Source organism: Haloactinomyces albus (genome assembly GCF_031458135.1).
GTDB lineage: Bacteria > Actinomycetota > Actinomycetes > Mycobacteriales > Pseudonocardiaceae > Haloactinomyces > Haloactinomyces albus.
Genome location: NZ_JAVDXW010000001.1, coordinates 4,838,706 through 4,854,002, shown reverse-complemented (window position 1 = coordinate 4,854,002; position 15,297 = coordinate 4,838,706). Strand labels below are relative to the sequence as shown.

At 66.5% G+C, this 15,297-nt stretch carries 14 protein-coding genes; 9 read left to right on the top strand and 5 right to left on the bottom strand.

Annotated elements, in window-relative coordinates:
* Window position 1 precedes the first annotated feature (1 nt).
* The 4 genes from JOF55_RS22640 (at window position 2) to JOF55_RS22625 (ending at window position 5,610) form a co-directional block, all read left to right on the top strand.
* On the top strand, window positions 2–2,137 hold the full coding sequence (locus JOF55_RS22640) for an acetate--CoA ligase family protein (protein ID WP_310278081.1): 2,136 nt from the start codon (window positions 2–4) through the stop codon (window positions 2,135–2,137).
* 292 nt (window positions 2,138–2,429) lie between these two features.
* On the top strand, window positions 2,430–3,941 hold the full coding sequence (locus JOF55_RS22635) for an Nramp family divalent metal transporter (protein ID WP_310278079.1): 1,512 nt from the start codon (window positions 2,430–2,432) through the stop codon (window positions 3,939–3,941).
* Entirely contained in the window at window positions 3,941–4,552 is a 612-nt protein-coding gene (locus tag JOF55_RS22630) for a hypothetical protein (RefSeq protein WP_310278076.1), read from the top strand. The genes JOF55_RS22635 and JOF55_RS22630 overlap by 1 nt, the downstream gene beginning before the upstream one ends.
* Window positions 4,549–5,610, top strand: a complete 1,062-nt coding sequence (locus tag JOF55_RS22625; protein WP_310278073.1) for a TerC family protein — start codon at window positions 4,549–4,551, stop codon at window positions 5,608–5,610. The genes JOF55_RS22630 and JOF55_RS22625 overlap by 4 nt, the downstream gene beginning before the upstream one ends.
* 95 nt (window positions 5,611–5,705) lie before the next feature.
* On the opposite strand, the gene JOF55_RS22620 is transcribed toward JOF55_RS22625, so the two are convergent.
* The gene (locus JOF55_RS22620; RefSeq protein ID WP_310278070.1) at window positions 5,706–5,903 is read right to left on the bottom strand and encodes a hypothetical protein; all 198 of its coding nucleotides are present in this window, start codon (window positions 5,901–5,903) and stop codon (window positions 5,706–5,708) included.
* Window positions 5,904–6,300: 397 nt separating this feature from the next.
* On the opposite strand from JOF55_RS22620, the gene JOF55_RS22615 reads away from it, so the two are divergent.
* The 4 genes from JOF55_RS22615 (at window position 6,301) to JOF55_RS22600 (ending at window position 11,091) form a co-directional block, all read left to right on the top strand.
* A complete protein-coding gene (locus JOF55_RS22615; protein ID WP_310278067.1) occupies window positions 6,301–7,629 on the top strand; it encodes an OFA family MFS transporter in 1,329 nt (442 codons plus the stop codon).
* 214 nt (window positions 7,630–7,843) lie between these two features.
* The gene (locus JOF55_RS22610) at window positions 7,844–9,784 is read left to right on the top strand and encodes a molybdopterin oxidoreductase family protein (protein WP_310278064.1); all 1,941 of its coding nucleotides are present in this window, start codon (window positions 7,844–7,846) and stop codon (window positions 9,782–9,784) included.
* Entirely contained in the window at window positions 9,781–9,972 is a 192-nt protein-coding gene (locus JOF55_RS22605; protein ID WP_310278061.1) for a hypothetical protein, read from the top strand. The genes JOF55_RS22610 and JOF55_RS22605 overlap by 4 nt, the downstream gene beginning before the upstream one ends.
* 18 nt (window positions 9,973–9,990) lie before the next feature.
* The gene (locus JOF55_RS22600; protein ID WP_310278058.1) at window positions 9,991–11,091 is read left to right on the top strand and encodes a permease; all 1,101 of its coding nucleotides are present in this window, start codon (window positions 9,991–9,993) and stop codon (window positions 11,089–11,091) included.
* Here the strand turns inward: JOF55_RS22600 and JOF55_RS22595 are convergent.
* Complete coding sequence (locus JOF55_RS22595; RefSeq protein ID WP_310278056.1) at window positions 11,084–11,314, bottom strand: hypothetical protein; 231 nt, start codon at window positions 11,312–11,314, stop codon at window positions 11,084–11,086. The two genes, JOF55_RS22600 and JOF55_RS22595, sit on opposite strands and share 8 nt — an antisense overlap.
* Here JOF55_RS22595 and JOF55_RS22590 point away from each other — a divergent pair.
* A complete protein-coding gene (locus tag JOF55_RS22590) occupies window positions 11,307–12,266 on the top strand; it encodes an NAD(P)/FAD-dependent oxidoreductase (protein ID WP_310278054.1) in 960 nt (319 codons plus the stop codon). The two genes, JOF55_RS22595 and JOF55_RS22590, sit on opposite strands and share 8 nt — an antisense overlap.
* 659 nt (window positions 12,267–12,925) lie before the next feature.
* On the opposite strand, the gene JOF55_RS22585 is transcribed toward JOF55_RS22590, so the two are convergent.
* The 3 genes from JOF55_RS22585 to JOF55_RS22575 all read right to left on the bottom strand — a co-directional run bounded on the left by JOF55_RS22585 (window position 12,926) and on the right by JOF55_RS22575 (window position 15,269).
* Window positions 12,926–13,114: a helix-turn-helix domain-containing protein gene (locus JOF55_RS22585; protein WP_310278052.1), complete on the bottom strand. Its 189-nt coding sequence runs from the start codon at window positions 13,112–13,114 to the stop codon at window positions 12,926–12,928.
* Between the two features lie 456 nt (window positions 13,115–13,570).
* Window positions 13,571–14,008: a DUF6157 family protein gene (locus JOF55_RS22580; protein ID WP_310278050.1), complete on the bottom strand. Its 438-nt coding sequence runs from the start codon at window positions 14,006–14,008 to the stop codon at window positions 13,571–13,573.
* Window positions 14,009–14,129: 121 nt separating this feature from the next.
* Window positions 14,130–15,269: an acyl-CoA dehydrogenase family protein gene (locus JOF55_RS22575; RefSeq protein WP_310278047.1), complete on the bottom strand. Its 1,140-nt coding sequence runs from the start codon at window positions 15,267–15,269 to the stop codon at window positions 14,130–14,132.
* Window positions 15,270–15,297 lie beyond the last annotated feature (28 nt).

Here is a 15,297-nt window from a genome sequence, read left to right as displayed (position 1 = left end):
CATGGCCTACGACAGCACAAGCGTACGCGAGATCCTCGACAAGGCGCGGGCCGAGGGACGCGAGGCGCTGACCTCCCCCGAAGGAAAACTCCTGTGCGATGCCTACGGCATCCCCATCGCAGGCGAAGGCCTCGCCAACACGGCCGAGGAGGCCGTGGACATCGCAGGCAAGATCGGTACCGCGGTCGCGATGAAGATCGTGTCGCCGCAGATCCTGCACAAGACCGACGCCGGTTGCGTGGTTGTCGATGTCGTCGGTGAGCAGGCGGTGCGCTCGGCCTACGGGGAAATCCTGGCCAACGCCCGGTCCCACGATCCCGACGCCACCATCCACGGCATCCAGGTGCAGCAGATGGTCACCAGTGGGCACGAGGTGATCATCGGTGCGACCACCGACCCGACCTTCGGCAAGGTGGTGGCCTTCGGTCTGGGCGGCGTCCTCGTCGAGGTCCTCCAGGACGTCACCTTCCGGCTCGCCCCGGTGCAAGCCACCGACGCGCGGGCGATGCTCGACGACATCGCCGCCGCGGATGTGCTCCGCGGGGCACGCGGTGCCGAAGCCGCCGATACCGACGCGCTGGCCGACGTGGTCCGCCGGCTGTCCGACCTGGTCACCGATTTCCCCGAGATCCGCGAGTTCGACCTCAATCCGGTCTTTGCCGGCTCCGACGGTGCCACGGCCGCGGATGTGCGGGTGCTCGTCGAAACCGGTGAGGTCACTCAACCGGAACAGCGTTCCCAGGAGGAGATCCTGCGGACCATGAACCGGCTGATGAAACCCGACAGCGTCGCGGTGATCGGCGCGTCCTCCGAAGAGGGCAAGATCGGCAACTCGGTCATGAAGAACCTCATCAACGGTGGGTATTCCGGCGATATCTATCCGATCAACCCGAAGGCCGACGAGGTTCTCGGCCGCACGGCCTATGCCGGCATCGCCGAGGTTCCCGGAAACGTCGACGTGGCCGTCTTCACGGTCCCGGCCAAGCTCGTCCCCTCCGCGCTGGAGGAGTGCGGCCGCAAGGAAATTCCCGCCGCAGTGCTCATTCCCTCCGGCTTCGCCGAGACCGGCAACGACGAGCTGCAGCAGCAGGTCGTCGACATCGCCCGACAGTACGACATTCGGCTGCTCGGCCCGAACATCTACGGCTACTACTACACCCCGAAGGACCTCTGCGCCACCTTCTGCACCCCCTACGACGTGCGCGGGGGCGTGGCGCTGACCTCGCAAAGCGGCGGTATCGGCATGGCCATCCTCGGCTACAGCCGCACCACCAAGATGGGAGTCTCGGCCATCGTCGGCCTCGGCAACAAGTCCGATGTCGATGAAGACGACCTGCTGACCTTCTTCGAGCAGGACGACAACACCAACTGCGTGGCCATGCACCTCGAAGACCTCAAGGACGGGCGTTCCTTCGTCGAGACCGCCCGCAGGATGACCCGCAAGAAACCCGTCGTCGTCCTCAAGGCGGGCAGGACCGAGATGGGCGCCCGCGCCGCGAGCTCCCACACCGGCGCACTGGCGGGCAACGACAAGGTCTACGACGACATCCTGCGCCAGTCCGGCGTGGTTCGGGCCCCGGGTCTCAACGAGATGCTGGACTACGCCCGAGGCCTGCCCACCCTGCCCACCCCTCAAGGCGAAAACGTCGTCATCATCACCGGTGCGGGCGGCTCCGGGGTACTGCTCTCCGATGCCTGCGTGGCCAACGACCTCGATCTCATGCACATCCCGCCGGATCTCGACCAGGCCTTCCGGGAGCACATTCCGCCGTTCGGCGCCGCGGGCAATCCCATCGACATCACCGGCGGCGAGCCGCCCAGTACCTACGAGGCAACGATCAAGCTCGCCCTGCGAGACCCGCGCATCCACGCGGTGATCCTGGGCTACTGGCACACCATCGTCACCCCGCCCATGGTCTTCGCCGAACTCACCGTCCGCGCCGCGGAAGAAGCCCGTGCCGCAGGCATCGACAAGCCCATCGTCGCCTCCCTCGCCGGAGACACCGAGGTCGAAAAGGCCAGCGACCATCTCTTCGAGCACGGAATCGTGGCTTTCCCCTACACCACCGAAAAACCGGTCGCCATCCTCGGCGCCAAATACCAGTGGGCCCGCTCGGCCGGACTCATCATCCCCTGAGGCTCGACCACCGCACCATCCGGCCATCACCCCCTGTCGAAACCGTCGTCCCCGGGCGTGCACGCCCGGCGTGCACGCCCGCGGGGCAGCCACGGCTCCACCGCCGGACAGGGAGATGGACCGTTCACCCAGGTTGATGCGTCGTTGAGCATCAGCGCGCTCACACCGCCGCCGGCATCGCTTCGGCGTGTGCCACCGAGAGCGCTTCATCCCGAGCCTCTCGGTCCGTGCAAGCGGTATCGCGCAACAGGAGGCAACACCAGGTCCGAACACGGTTCAAGGGAGATCCGAAGTGGACGCTGATAACGTACCCGCAGCCAGAGAACCCGACCCGGAGTCAACCGCGACCGAAGGCACCGAGGAAGAACGGGTGTGGTCGGCCGGTCGGCTGGATCCCATGCCGATCCGCAAGCTGCCCGAGTCCCCACCCTCGATCCATCTCCTCGGACCCACCGTATTCCTCGTCGCCCTCGGCGTGGGAATGGGCGAAACGTACATGTGGCCACGGCTGGTCCTCGTCTTCGGGCCGGAGATCCGTTGGCTTTTCCTCATCGGTGTCACGCTGCAGGCATTCGTCATGCTGGAGATGGCCCGATATGCCATGGCCACCGGTGAGAGCATCTTCACCGGTGCTGCTCGAGTGGCCAAACCACTGATGTGGTTCTTCTTCTGCACGGCACTGATCGTCTACATCTGGCCGGGCCATCTCTCGGCCGGAGCCGGAGCGCTCGAAGAGATCACCGGAATACCGTGGATGGTCACCGCGATCGCCGGGCTTCTCCTCGTCGGCCTGATATTCACGCTGGCCAAAGTGATCTACAACCTGCTGGAGAGCGTGCTGTCGTTCCTCATCGGGCTCCTGGTGGTCGGATCGAGCATCATCGCCGCGATGGTGGGGAAATTCAGCGACGTGACCAGCACGCTCGCGGGAATGGTCCAGTTCGGCTACTTCCCGGATGCGGCGACGTCCTCGGCCTGGTTCCCCATCATCGTCGGCTCGATCGCGTTCGCGGGCCCCTCCGGCATGCAGCAGATGTGGTACACGCTGCACCTGCGGGAGAAGGGCGCCGGGATGGGTGCGCACATTCCCAAGCTCCGTGGCCTGGCCCACTCGGGTGACGAGGAAGTGATGCCCGCACGCGGCTTCATGTTCGACACCGACGATCCGGAGGAAATGCGCAAGTGGAAGGGCTGGCGCCGCTGGGTGACCTTCGACGCGCTGCTGCTCTTCTGGGGCATCACGATGCTCGTCACGATCACCTTCACCGTGCTGGCACAGTCCGCCGCCCGGCAGAACCCCAACGTGCGGATTCTGATCGAAAACGGTGAGCGCCAAGCGGCGATGAACGCGATGGCGGACTCGTTCAGCGCTGTGGGAGGTCCGCTGATGGGCGGTATCTTCCTCGGATTCATCGCCCTGATCGGCCTCAACGCCACCCTCGGCCTGTACGACTCGTTCTCCCGCGGCCAGGCCGACATGGCCTACAACTTCATCAAGGGCGTCAACAAGTTCCGGATGGCGCACATCTATGCGGCGTTCCTGTGGGGTGTGATCATCTTCGGGATCCTCGTCCTGCTGTTCGGGCCGGCGAACGGACCCAGCGCCATTCTCGACACCCTGGCGTTCCTCTCGGCCTTCGCGATGGGTGCCTACTGTGTGGTGCTGCTGCTCGTGAACAACATCATGCTGCCCAAGCCGATTCGGCCGAACCTGGCGAGTAACCTGATCATCGCCTTCGGTGCCACGTTCTACCTGGGCATGTTGTTCTTCAGCCTGTTCACCTACGGCGTCATCCCGGACTGATGACCATGACAGAGGCAACGCTTCCACGACGTATGGGCGAGTTGGCCCTGCCCGGCGCGCTGGTCGGGGCACTCGCGGGCTGTTTCGCGGCAATACTGGCGGTGCTCGGCGGTCAGCCGCCGAGCTGGGCAGCGGTCACCACGGTGACCTTGGCCCTTCCCCTGGCCGTGCTGGGCGCCGGCTACAGCCTGCTGCTGGCGACCGGAACGTTCTTCCGGCCGGGGGTGTTCGCTCCCGCCGCACTGTACTGGTTCCTCGGGTTCCCACTCGCCCGGCTGCTGCACGAGCTGGCCACGCATTCGATCCTGGCCGGTCAGCTCGGGCTCCCGAAGGACCCGCTGGCTTTCCTCGCCTTTCAGGCACTGGTCAGCGCCGGCTTCGCGATCGGCTTCCTCTGGCTGCACGAGCGGATCATGCCCCGATGGCTGCTGCGCGTTTGTGAGCACAATCCGCAGGCCCAGGACATGCTGGCGCACTACCTCCAGCTCGCCGAACAGATACGGGAACAACGGGCCCGCAAGCAGGCCCACCGCCGTCGGGGCAAGGACCAGCAGCCCAGGGCGCGATCCCGGCGGGAACGTGCCACCGAACGGCAGGGAGGGCACGGATGACGATTCCCGGTTGGATGTGGATCGCGACGATCGCCGCTTTGCTGGCACTGCTCGCGTTCGATTTCTGGCTCGTCTCACGCAATCCCCGCGATCCGTCGCTGCGGGAGTCGACCGCGTGGGTCACCTTCTATGTCAGTCTCGCGGTGCTGTTCGGATTCGGGGTCATGGCACTCGGTGGGAGCCGGTACGGCGGGGAGTTCTTCGCGGGCTGGATCACCGAGTACTCCCTCAGCATCGACAACCTGTTCATCTTCGTGCTGATCATGACCAGGTTCTCGGTGCCCCGCCAGTACCGGCAGAAGGTCCTGCTGATCGGCATCGTGCTGGCGCTGGTGATGCGAGGCGTGTTCATCGCCCTCGGTGCCGGGATGGTGGCGCGGTTCAACTGGATCTTCTACATTTTCGGGGCCTTCCTGCTCTACACGGCCTGGAAACTGATCAAGGACAAGGGCGAGGACGAGGAATTCTCGGAAAACGCCGCACTGCGCACCGTGCGTCGGGTGCTGCCGACCACCTCGGAGTATCACGGTGCGGCGATGACCACCCGCGTCAACGGGCGGCGGATGGTGACACCGATGCTGATCGTGATGGTCGCCATCGGCACGACGGATCTGCTGTTCGCCGTGGATTCCATTCCCGCCATCTTCGGTCTCACCAAGGAGCCCTACCTGGTCTTCACGGCCAATGCCTTCGCGTTGATGGGGCTGCGGCAGCTGTTCTTCCTCATCGGTGGTCTGCTCGATCGGCTGATCTACCTGAGCAAGGGGCTGGCGATCATCCTGGCTTTCATCGGGGTCAAGCTGATCCTCGAAGCCCTGCATCACCAGGGGCTGCACTGGGTTCCGGAGATTCCGATCCTCGTGTCGCTGCTCGTGATCATCGGAACCCTGGCGGTCACCGCCGTTTTGAGTCTGGCCAAGTCCCACAAGCAGGCTGCGGCCGAGCGGGAGTCGTCCGCTGCTGAGGATGCTCCCGTCGCTGAAACCCCTGCCGCTGAAACCCCTGCCGCTGAAACCCCTGCCGGTGAGACCGCCGGTGGCGAGGCCGAAGTGCGATGAGTGGGCACGTCATCCGGCAGCGGTCGGTCGGGGAGGTGCCGGCGAAACAGGCAACAGCCCTGCCGTTTCCACCGGCACCCCTCCGGCTGCCCGTGTCAACCGCGGGCGCCTGCCGAGCCCTTCTTGTGCTGGGACGGGTTCGCCCGAGCGACTGCTGCACGGTCGCCCGGCGAGTCCAACTCACGACTCGAGTCGATCGCCGTCGACAGCGCCAGTCCCAACATGCGTCCGTCGGCCGCGTAACCACGCGGCATCCGCGCGAAATGGCGCACGATGTTTGTCAGTCCTCGCATGGGTGCTCACCTTCCTTCGTCGATGTGGTCCTACCCATCCAGGGCGTGACCCAGTCATCGCCTGGGCACCGAGGGCGCTGGTGGCCCTCGGTCGCAGGCCGTCCGACCGATCACCGCGGTCCTGAAGGGTCTCCTCGCACGGGCCTGGCACCGTTGCGCCCGTGTCGCCGGGTGATCCGGTTTCCGGGCCACATCACCCGGATACGCCATACAGTATCCAGTAGTCTGCTACAGTGCCGACTGCCTTGTGAGCAGGGCTACATCCGCACCCCTGCCCGAGTGCCATCGCAACCGCCATGACCTGCCCAGAAGGACTTCCCTCGTGACGAGAGACACAGCATACTGAATCCGGTATGCAGCACGTATCGGCCACCGGGCCCCTCGTCGGAGGTTTGCCATGACCAGCCCCGTGCAGCAGATCCGCGATCACCACGGCCGCCACTACCGCATCGGCGAGCAGCCCCGAGAGCTCATGGGACGCTCCAGGACATGGATGCTCCTGCTGTGCTGGAGTCCCATGTTCATGGTGGGTGCGGCGCAGTACGCCTATGGAGCCGCGCTGCCCACGTTGGCCGACGCTCGGGGCTGGCCGATCGGCGCGTTCCTCTGGCCGCTGGCCGTGTGGACGGTCTTTCAAGCCGGTGCGGGATATCCGGTGGCGCACCTGCGCCACCGTCACCGCCTCGGTCCACGGGCGGTGATGTTGCTCGGCGCCGTGCTGTGCCTGATCGGTGTTCGCACGCTGGCCCACGCACCAAGCCTGCCGGGGGTGTTGCTCGGCTACTCCGTGCTCGGTGGCACCGGGGCGGGACTGGTCTACGCCACTTGCACTTCGACCGTGGCCAAGTGGTACCCCGAACGAACAGCAGGCCGGGTCGGCTTTGTCACGGGAGCCTTCGCGTACGGCTCGGTACCCTGCATCGTGGCCCTCGTCCTGGGGGTGAACGCGGAAACCGTGTCACCGGCCCTCGACGGATTCGGCGTGCTGCTGTTCGTCGTGGTGCTGGCGTGCGGAGCTTTGTTCACCGACCCACCACGGAACTGGTGGCCCTCGCATATCGACCCGCGCCGGTGGGCCTCGAGCGGGCGGCTCAATCCGGGTCGAGTGGGCAACCCGCCTGCAGTACGGCAGTACTCCACCGCCGAGGCACTGCGCACTCCGGCACTCCCGGTGATGTATGCCTGCCTGTTCTGCGCCGGAACGGTGTCCTTGTGCAATGCCGCGCTGCTGGTGATCCTCACCGACCGGCTCGGCTTCGGCCCTTGGCCCGTGGCGCTGGCCGCCGCCGCTTTCGTCGGTATCAACGGTGCGGGCAGGGCGGTGGCGATCCGTGTCTCCGACCGACTCGGGCGCCGCCGGGTTCTGACCTGGGTGATGGGCATCCAGGGTGCCGGCCAGTGCTGTCTGCTCGTCACCGCCGCGGGCTCCACGGGGTGGGTACTGGCGCTGGGGGTCGGCCTCGCAGGCCTCGGTGGAGGTGCCTTCTATCCCCTGTTCGCGAGCCTGGCTCGGGAGTACTTCGGCGAGCACAGCACGATGGAAGTCCACGGCGTCGTCTACAGCGCGAAAGCATTCAGCGGTGTGGCCGGCGTGGGGATGGCGGTGCTGGCACTGGGCCCCTGGGGCTTTACGCCGGTGTTCGCTGCCGCAGGATTCCTCGCCCTGTGCTCGGCGGTGCTCACCCGCGTCCTGCGCCGGCCCGGATTGCCCCGCACACTGCCCTGAGTTCCGGCTCGCCGACGGCGGCACGGCAGTAACCTGGAGCCCACCACGGTCTTCCGGCCGCGGACGAACTCCTGGCTGGCACGGAAATCTTGACCACGCATTCCATACTGTATACGATGATGTCCATCATGGGACATGATGCCGGGGCTGCGACTCCGAACGTCATCGACCCTTCCACAACAGCGACATCGGCTCAATTGCGCTGGAGGCAGCAATGCGCTACACCCGACTCACTGATCCGCTGGTTCGGGAAAACGGAGAACTCCGGGAGACGACCTGGGAACATGCCCTGGACCGAGCTGCCGAAGGTTTCCAGCGCAATCTCGACAAGCACGGCCCGGACGCGTTCGGCATGCTCTCCTGCTCCCGCGCGACCAACGAAATGAACTTCATCGGACAGAAGTTCGTCCGCTCGGTCATCGGCGCCAACAATGTCGACTCCTGCAACCGCACTTGACACGCTCCCAGCGTCGCCGGTCTGGCGGCCGTGTTCGGTGCCGGGGGTGGCACCTCGTCCTACCGGGAGATCGAGGACACCGATGTGGTGATCCTGTGGGGATCCAATGCCCGGGAGACACACCCCATCTTCTTCCACCATGTCCTGAAAGCAGTCCACAAGGGAGCAAAGCTCTACGTCGTTGATCCACGGCGGACCCGCTCCGCCCAGTGGGCCGACAACTGGCTCGGCCTGCACGTGGGCACCGACATTCCGCTGGCCAATGCGGTCGCCCGCGAGATCATTCAGCACAACCTGCACAACACCGCCTTCGTCGAGCGTGCGACGACGGGCTTCGCCGAGCTCGCCGCCGCGGTCGAGCCCTGGACCCTCGAACGGGCCGAACGCGAGACCGGAGTGCCTGCCTCGGCGATCCGCGAACTCGCCCACGCCTACGCCCAGGCCGATCGTGCACAGCTGTGCTGGACGCTCGGAATCACCGAGCACCACAACGCCACCGACAACGTCCGCGCACTGATCAACCTGCCCTTGCTGACCGGGCACGTGGGGCGGTACGGATCCGGTCTCAACCCGCTGCGCGGGCAGAACAACGTTCAGGGCGGCGGCGACATGGGGGCCATCCCCAACCGGCTCCCCGGCTTCCAGGACATCCTCGATCCGGAGATACGGGAGAAGTTCGCCCGCACGTGGGGACGGCCCATCCAACCGAGTTACGGCAAGCATCTGACGCAGATGCTGGAGGCGATGGACTCGGGCGAGATGACCAACGCCTACGTCATCGGGGAGAACCCGGTGCAGTCCGAAGCCGACGCCGCCCGGACCGTGGCGCGGTTTTCCGGGCTGGACCACCTGGTGGTGCAGGACATGTTCCTGACCAAGACCGCCGAACTCGCCGACGTCGTGCTGCCCGCCAGCGCGTCGTGGTGCGAAACCGACGGGACGGTCACCAACAGTGAACGACGCGTCCAGCGGGTTCGCCAGGCTCTGACTCCGCCGGGCAACGCGCGCAACGACATCGACATCATCGGTGACATCGCGCGACGGCTCGGCCATGACTGGGGCGACCCCGGCGCGGAGCAGATCTGGGACGAACTGCGGTCGTTGTCTCCCATGCATGCCGGGATGAGCTATTCGAGATTGGCGGAGCTGGGCGGCATCCAGTGGCCCTGCTATTCCGAGGACACCCTCGAACCGCCGTATCTGCACGGCAGGCTGTGGGAAAGCGATCCGGACAAGAGGGGCTCTCCGGCGCCCTTCGCAGCGGTCGACTACCGGCCACCGGTGGATGGCCTCGACGAGGACTACCCGTTGCGGCTGACCACGGGACGGCGACTCGACTCCTACAACACGGGAGTGCAGTCGGGTGGGTTCTCCTCCCCGATGCGCGACGGTGAGGGGATCGACCTGAGCTCGGAGGATGTCGCACGCCTCGGTCTCAGGCCGGGTGAAAGAGTCACGATCACCTCGCGGCGGGGATCGGTCGTCGCGCCGGTGCGCATCGACCCCACACTGCGAGCCGGCCTGGCGTTCATGACGATGCACTTCCCCGATGAGGTGGACACGAACTCGCTGACGATCGAGGCGACCGATCCGATCGCCGGAACCGCGGAGTACAAGGCCACGGCCATCCGCATCGACAAACTCGGCAGCGACACGAGCGGGCGATCGGAAGCGCTGCCGGCATCCGGCGTGCCGTGACCGAGGTTCTCCGAAGGCCGGTGGGAGCGGTTCTCCCGCCGGCCTTCGGGGACCGTGCTGCGGATGCGTTCCACGGACAGTCCTGGGATGCTCACTCGCAGCACGACATCGGCGCACCGGTCGCCGTGGACGTCATCGCCCTCGATTCGGCGTGGCTTTCCGGAACACTCTGGAATACTGACCACTGAATACGGTATACCGTATTTATGTACTCTTCCGTCGAACCGTCGCGAGTGCCGGTGCGCAGCAGCACCGCGGTGCGGCTGGCGATCTTTTTCGGCATCACCGCCCTCGGGCTCACCTGGGCCAAGTGGTGGCCCTACGCGGCCAGGGTCCGAGACCTGTGGGCACAGCAGCAGCCCGCCTCCACCTCGATCCTCGATTCGGCGGGGGCCGCGGGTGCCCCACCGAGCTGGCGCGCAGGATGGGACTTCACCGTCACCTACATGGCGGCGGTGTGGCCTGCGCTGGTGGTGGCCCTGGTGGTCGCCGCGCTGTTGGATGTCCTGGTGTCGCGGCGCCGACTGCCACGCCTGTTCGGCAACCGATCGAAGGCCGCGGGCTCGCTGACGGGCGGGCTGCTGTCCCTGCCGAGCATGATGTGCACCTGCTGCACCGCCCCGCTCGTGGCGACCTTGCGGCGGCAGGGCGTTCAGCGCTCCGCGCTGCTGGCCTACTGGGTCGGCAATCCCGTCCTCAATCCGGCCGTGCTGGCGTTTCTCCTCCTGATCGCGCCCTGGCAGTGGTTCGCGACGCGACTGGTGGTCGGGGCGGTGCTCGTCTTCTGGTTCAGCACGCTGGTGGCCCGGTTGTTCAGCCCGGCGGCCGCCCCCATCGAGACGGCCCCGGACGAGACAGCATCCCCACCAGCACCGGCACCTCCCGCCGAACCCGGCACGCCGAAGGAGATGACACGGCAGTTCCTCGGCAGGCTCACCAAGCTGTCCCTGCTGCTCGTCCCCGAGTACTTCGCCGTCGTCTTCGCCCTGGGCGCGCTGCGGGGCTGGCTCTTCCCGCTGGGCCAGGGCGCGTTGGGCTGGGGGCCGCTGATCGTGGTGATCGCCGCCGTCGCCGGAACCCTGGTCGTCATTCCCACAGCCGGGGAGATCCCGATCCTGCTCGGCCTCCTTACCGTCGGCGCGGGCGCGGGCACGATCGGAGCGTTGCTGATCACCTTGCCCGCCGTGAGCGCGGCCTCGGTGGTGATGCTCGGCCGAGCACTGTCCTGGCGAGTGGCCTGGGCGATGGCAGGAGCCGTGGCCGTCAGCGGCCTGCTCGGTGCCGGCTTTCTGTCGCTACTCACCTGAACGCGCAATTCCGGTGGCGACGGCGCGATATGATCATGCCCGGCTGAACGGGCGGCACTCGGCCACTGCCCGGTAGCGACAGCAGCGAGCAATCCCCGACCTCCCACTGCGCCGGATCACGAGCCCGGATCTCGTGCGCCGGATCCAGCATCAGCCGCATCCGTGCCACAGCCTGCGCATCGATCGGCGCGGGCACTGCCGTGAAGGGAATCGCAATGGACATGCCGAAATACGATGTGGTCGCCATAGGAGGAGGCGCGGCCGGACTGAGCGCCACGATGATGGCGGCCCGATCCCGCCGCCGAGTGGCGATGATCGATGCCGGCGAACCCCGCAACGCCCCGGCGGAACATCTGCACGGCTTCCTGTCCCGGGACGGGACTGCCCCGGCAGAGCTGCTCGCAGCGGGCCGGGAGGAGATAGCCGGATACAGCGGCGAGGTGATCGAAGACCGGGTGCAGGAGATCGAGCACGCCGGCGAGCACGGTTTCCTCGTACGTCTGGCCGGCGGAGCGGAGCTGACCACGCGCGCGGTGCTGGTGGCCACCGGGCTGCGGGATGAACTGCCCGATATCCCCGGTGTGCGCCGACGGTGGGGCATCGACGTACTGCACTGCCCGTACTGCCACGGATACGAGGTGCGCGACGCACCGATCGCCGTGCTGGGCGGCGACAATCGACCGTTCACCCTGCACCAGGCGCAGCTGGTACGGCAGTGGTCGGACGACGTGGCGTTCTTTCCTCACCGAATCACCCTGACCGACGAGGAACGCGAGCGGCTGACCGCCCGCGGAATCCGCATCATCGACGAAGAGGTGGCACGGCTCGTGGCCGACGAGGACCGTCTCTCCGGTGTGGAACTCGCCGACGGCCGGGTCGTGCCTCGGGAAGCGGTGTTCGTCGGGCCTCGCTTCATGCCACACGACGAACTGCTCACCGGCCTGGGATGCGCGGTCGGCGAGAACGGTTGGGTGACCGTCGATCCCTCGGGCCACACCAGCGTGCCCGGGGTGTGGGCGGCGGGCAACGTCGTGGACAACCCGGCTCAGCTGATCAACGCTGCCGCCGCCGGATCGACCGCCGCCGTCGCGATCAACCACTACCTGCTGGCGCAGGACATCGACCAGGCCGTCACCGACTGCCGCACGACCGAGGCGGTGTTCTCCCGAGCATGACGCAGCACGTCCGGGCGAAGCCGTCCCCATCCCGGGACGGCCTCGCCTCGATCGACAAGCTCGATCCGCTCACGCGTGTGCGCGCGGTCGGTGGTTACCTGCTTAACTTGCGCGGCGTAATCCGGGAGGGCAAGCAACGTGCCCAGCACTGCTCTGTGAAACTACCAACCGGTACCGCTGCAGACCGGGAACCAACGGTGCCAGGGTGAGCACATGGGTGTCCCCCGGGTTCGCAATCGATGCACATCTGTGCGGGTCACGAACCTCAGGGGTGAATATATCCACGCACGGGCATTACTCCGTGCCAGCCGGGGTCAGGACGGTGGGAGCCGTCCAGCTCGCGTCGCACTCTTCCAAGACCGCTGAACCGGGCTACCTACGCCAGACGCTGCGACGCTCGTACTTCACCCGCTCTGACCGGGACCCGCACGGCTGCGAACCGTGGCCCGGACTTATCCCTGCCCCTCAGCCTGCCTGGAGCGGCTCAGGCGGGAGCGTATTCCGTGCTACGTTGACACGCGCTTATTTCATATCTTGGCGGAATGAATGTAGCACGGTTGGCCCCCAGTTGATCTGGGGGTCTTCTCGTGCCCTGGGGACATTTTCAGGCCAGGCCATGACCGGCCGTGCGTGACGCTCTCATCGGACCTTGAGAACGATTATGCGTTCCGCTCCCGCATCTCCCGGAGCTGACGCCGTACATCGTCGACGTCCCACCGGTAATGACCGCCAGGCGTGACAAGAGCGGGTTCCAGTTGCCCAGTCTGGGCATAGTGCGACACGGACCGGTGCGAGAGCCCTAGTTCTTTCGCGAGCTGACCGCTCGTCAGCAACCGATCCCCGGACATGGCCCGATCGTAGGATTTTTGACTTGCTACCGCTGCTGACTTAACGAGGTTTGCGAGAAAAGCTATGGTTGCTTACATAGCAAGCTTTGCTTGATTTGCAAGATAGGAGGACCTAGCGTGGACTACGTGTTCAAGACGAGCGAGGAGAGTCACTTCTGGATGCCGATCCCGTCATCGGAACAGAAGCGGCACGCCTTCCGCGGCGCTCGCCGCTGGGATGGGAGGCGTTCCGGCGAGACCGTGTGCGGTGTCCGGGTACCGATGGCTCAGCCCAGCGAGATGGACTGGATTATGATTCCAACCTGTCCGCACTGTTGGTCTGCGCTCGTTGCCGAGCACGATGGCGAGCGCACATCGGGGAGTGCTTCATGAACCGGCCCGAGCGTTGCCCGCACTGCGGGCTGTATCACTGCATCTGCCGCGCAGAGAGCCCCACACGGGGAGAGCGCAGTTGACTCAAGAGCGGCTGCGCGAGCTGCGCATGGCCGCTGTCAACGTGATCGACTTCCCCGAGTCGCTGCGCTGCCTGCCGGAGACGAACTCGGCGTACTCAGGGGTTTCGACGCCGTACAGAGCCAGGCGACCACGGGCATCGGCGTGAATGCCCCAGCCGTAGCGCTTCCCCAGCTCGGACGAGCGCAGGCAAGCCCGGCTTTGGGCATAGAACTCGGTGCGGGCCGCCTCGCGTTCCTCCTCGGGAATCTCCTGACGGTCGGCGAAGACGGTGAAGAGCACATCGCCGGAGGTGAACCTGTAGGGGTGCTCCGCGATCAACCGATAGCTACGCGCCGCAATCGACGGGTTTTCCGGTTTGCGCGGAGGCACTGTCCCTTGTGTCGCCTGGCTGTCCTCGGCGACGGCGATGAAGGTGTCCGCATAATCCACTCGTTCCATGACCGCGACCGTAGCCAGGACCTCCGACAGTGAGCGGAGCAAGCGCGGATCCCTCGACCACGGAGACGAGGCATGCCCGCCCGGGGGAGGTCGGCCCGGGCGGGCATGGGTACGGGCACCGTCAACCGGCTTCGAGCACACCGTCCTGCCAGGGAATCCCGCACGCGGTGCGGCCCAGCAGGTCCAGCACCGTGTCCGTGGTGAGGTGGCCGTAGCCGGCGGTATGGGCGTCCCGGAAACGCCGCTCGATACCGATGTCCTTGCGGAAGGCGGATTGGCCGCAGACCTTCATTCCCAGCTCGGCGACCTGTACCGCAGCATCGGCCGCGGTCGGCATCGTTTCCAGCAGTCGCACCGAGAAGTCCTCGTCACGCCAGACTGCCGCCTGTACGGCATCGTTGAGTGCCACCCGCACCACGCGTGCCTTGGCTTTCATCCGGGCCACGTCGGCCCGCACCTCGATCTGGTGTGCGGGCGATGTCTGCCAGCGAGTCCAGGACGGCTGCGGGCCGGTCACGCACTCCACCGACCGCCGGATCACGGCTTCCATCGAGCCCAGGGCCATGGCCGCGTTCAGCGCCAGCGACCACGGCAGCACGGTGGCCTGCACGATGTCCGTGCCTGCCCCGTCCGCACCCAGCATCGCCGAGGAGGGCACCTGTGCCGGGTCGGCGGTCACCGTCGCCGAACTGCTTCCGCGAAGCCCGACACCATCTCGAGTGTCCGGCACGCACAGGCCGGGAGCTTCGGCGGGCACCATCCACACAGTCGAAGAACCGTTCCCGCCGAAGGCACCGCTGGACCAGACGTAGCTGTCCGCCTCGCCGGCAGCGATCACCCAACTCTTGCGAGCGTGCAGATCCACCACTCCCCCGTGTGTCGACGGTGGTCTGCCAGGCGCGAGAAGCTGCTGCTCGCCGAATTCCGACAGCGCGGGCGTCGCCAGGTGGCGTCCCGCCGCGATGTCTTCGAGGACCGTGGGCGCACCGTACTCGGTCAGCACCGCTGTCGCGGCGAAGTGCGCCTGCAGCACTGCGGCCGTGGAGCCACAGGCGCGCCCCACCTGTTCGAGCACGTGCACGGCCTCGGCCAATCCCTTGCCGCCACCGCCGTAACGCGCCGGGACGGTCAGCCCGAGAATGCCCGCCCGTCCCAGTGCGGTGACCGCAGCACGGGGGAACGTCGCGTGATCGTCCACGTGCCGCGCGGCGGGTTCGATCACCGTGCGGATCACGCGGGCAAGATCGTCGGAGTAGCTCACGACTCCACCTCCTCGAAGAAGCGCAGAC

Excerpts from the sequence above, each read along its gene's own strand:
- JOF55_RS22640 (WP_310278081.1), top strand. The coding sequence starts at position 2 with ATGGCCTACGACAGCACAAGCGTACGCGAGATCCTCGACAAGGCGCGG.
- JOF55_RS22630 (WP_310278076.1), top strand. The coding sequence starts at position 3,941 with ATGACCATGACAGAGGCAACGCTTCCACGACGTATGGGCGAGTTGGCC.
- JOF55_RS22625 (WP_310278073.1), top strand. The coding sequence starts at position 4,549 with ATGACGATTCCCGGTTGGATGTGGATCGCGACGATCGCCGCTTTGCTG.
- JOF55_RS22620 (WP_310278070.1), bottom strand. The coding sequence starts at position 5,903 with ATGCGAGGACTGACAAACATCGTGCGCCATTTCGCGCGGATGCCGCGT.
- JOF55_RS22615 (WP_310278067.1), top strand. The coding sequence starts at position 6,301 with ATGACCAGCCCCGTGCAGCAGATCCGCGATCACCACGGCCGCCACTAC.
- JOF55_RS22600 (WP_310278058.1), top strand. The coding sequence starts at position 9,991 with ATGTACTCTTCCGTCGAACCGTCGCGAGTGCCGGTGCGCAGCAGCACC.
- JOF55_RS22590 (WP_310278054.1), top strand. The coding sequence starts at position 11,307 with ATGGACATGCCGAAATACGATGTGGTCGCCATAGGAGGAGGCGCGGCC.
- JOF55_RS22595 (WP_310278056.1), bottom strand. The coding sequence starts at position 11,314 with ATGTCCATTGCGATTCCCTTCACGGCAGTGCCCGCGCCGATCGATGCG.
- JOF55_RS22585 (WP_310278052.1), bottom strand. The coding sequence starts at position 13,114 with ATGTCCGGGGATCGGTTGCTGACGAGCGGTCAGCTCGCGAAAGAACTA.
- JOF55_RS22580 (WP_310278050.1), bottom strand. The coding sequence starts at position 14,008 with ATGGAACGAGTGGATTATGCGGACACCTTCATCGCCGTCGCCGAGGAC.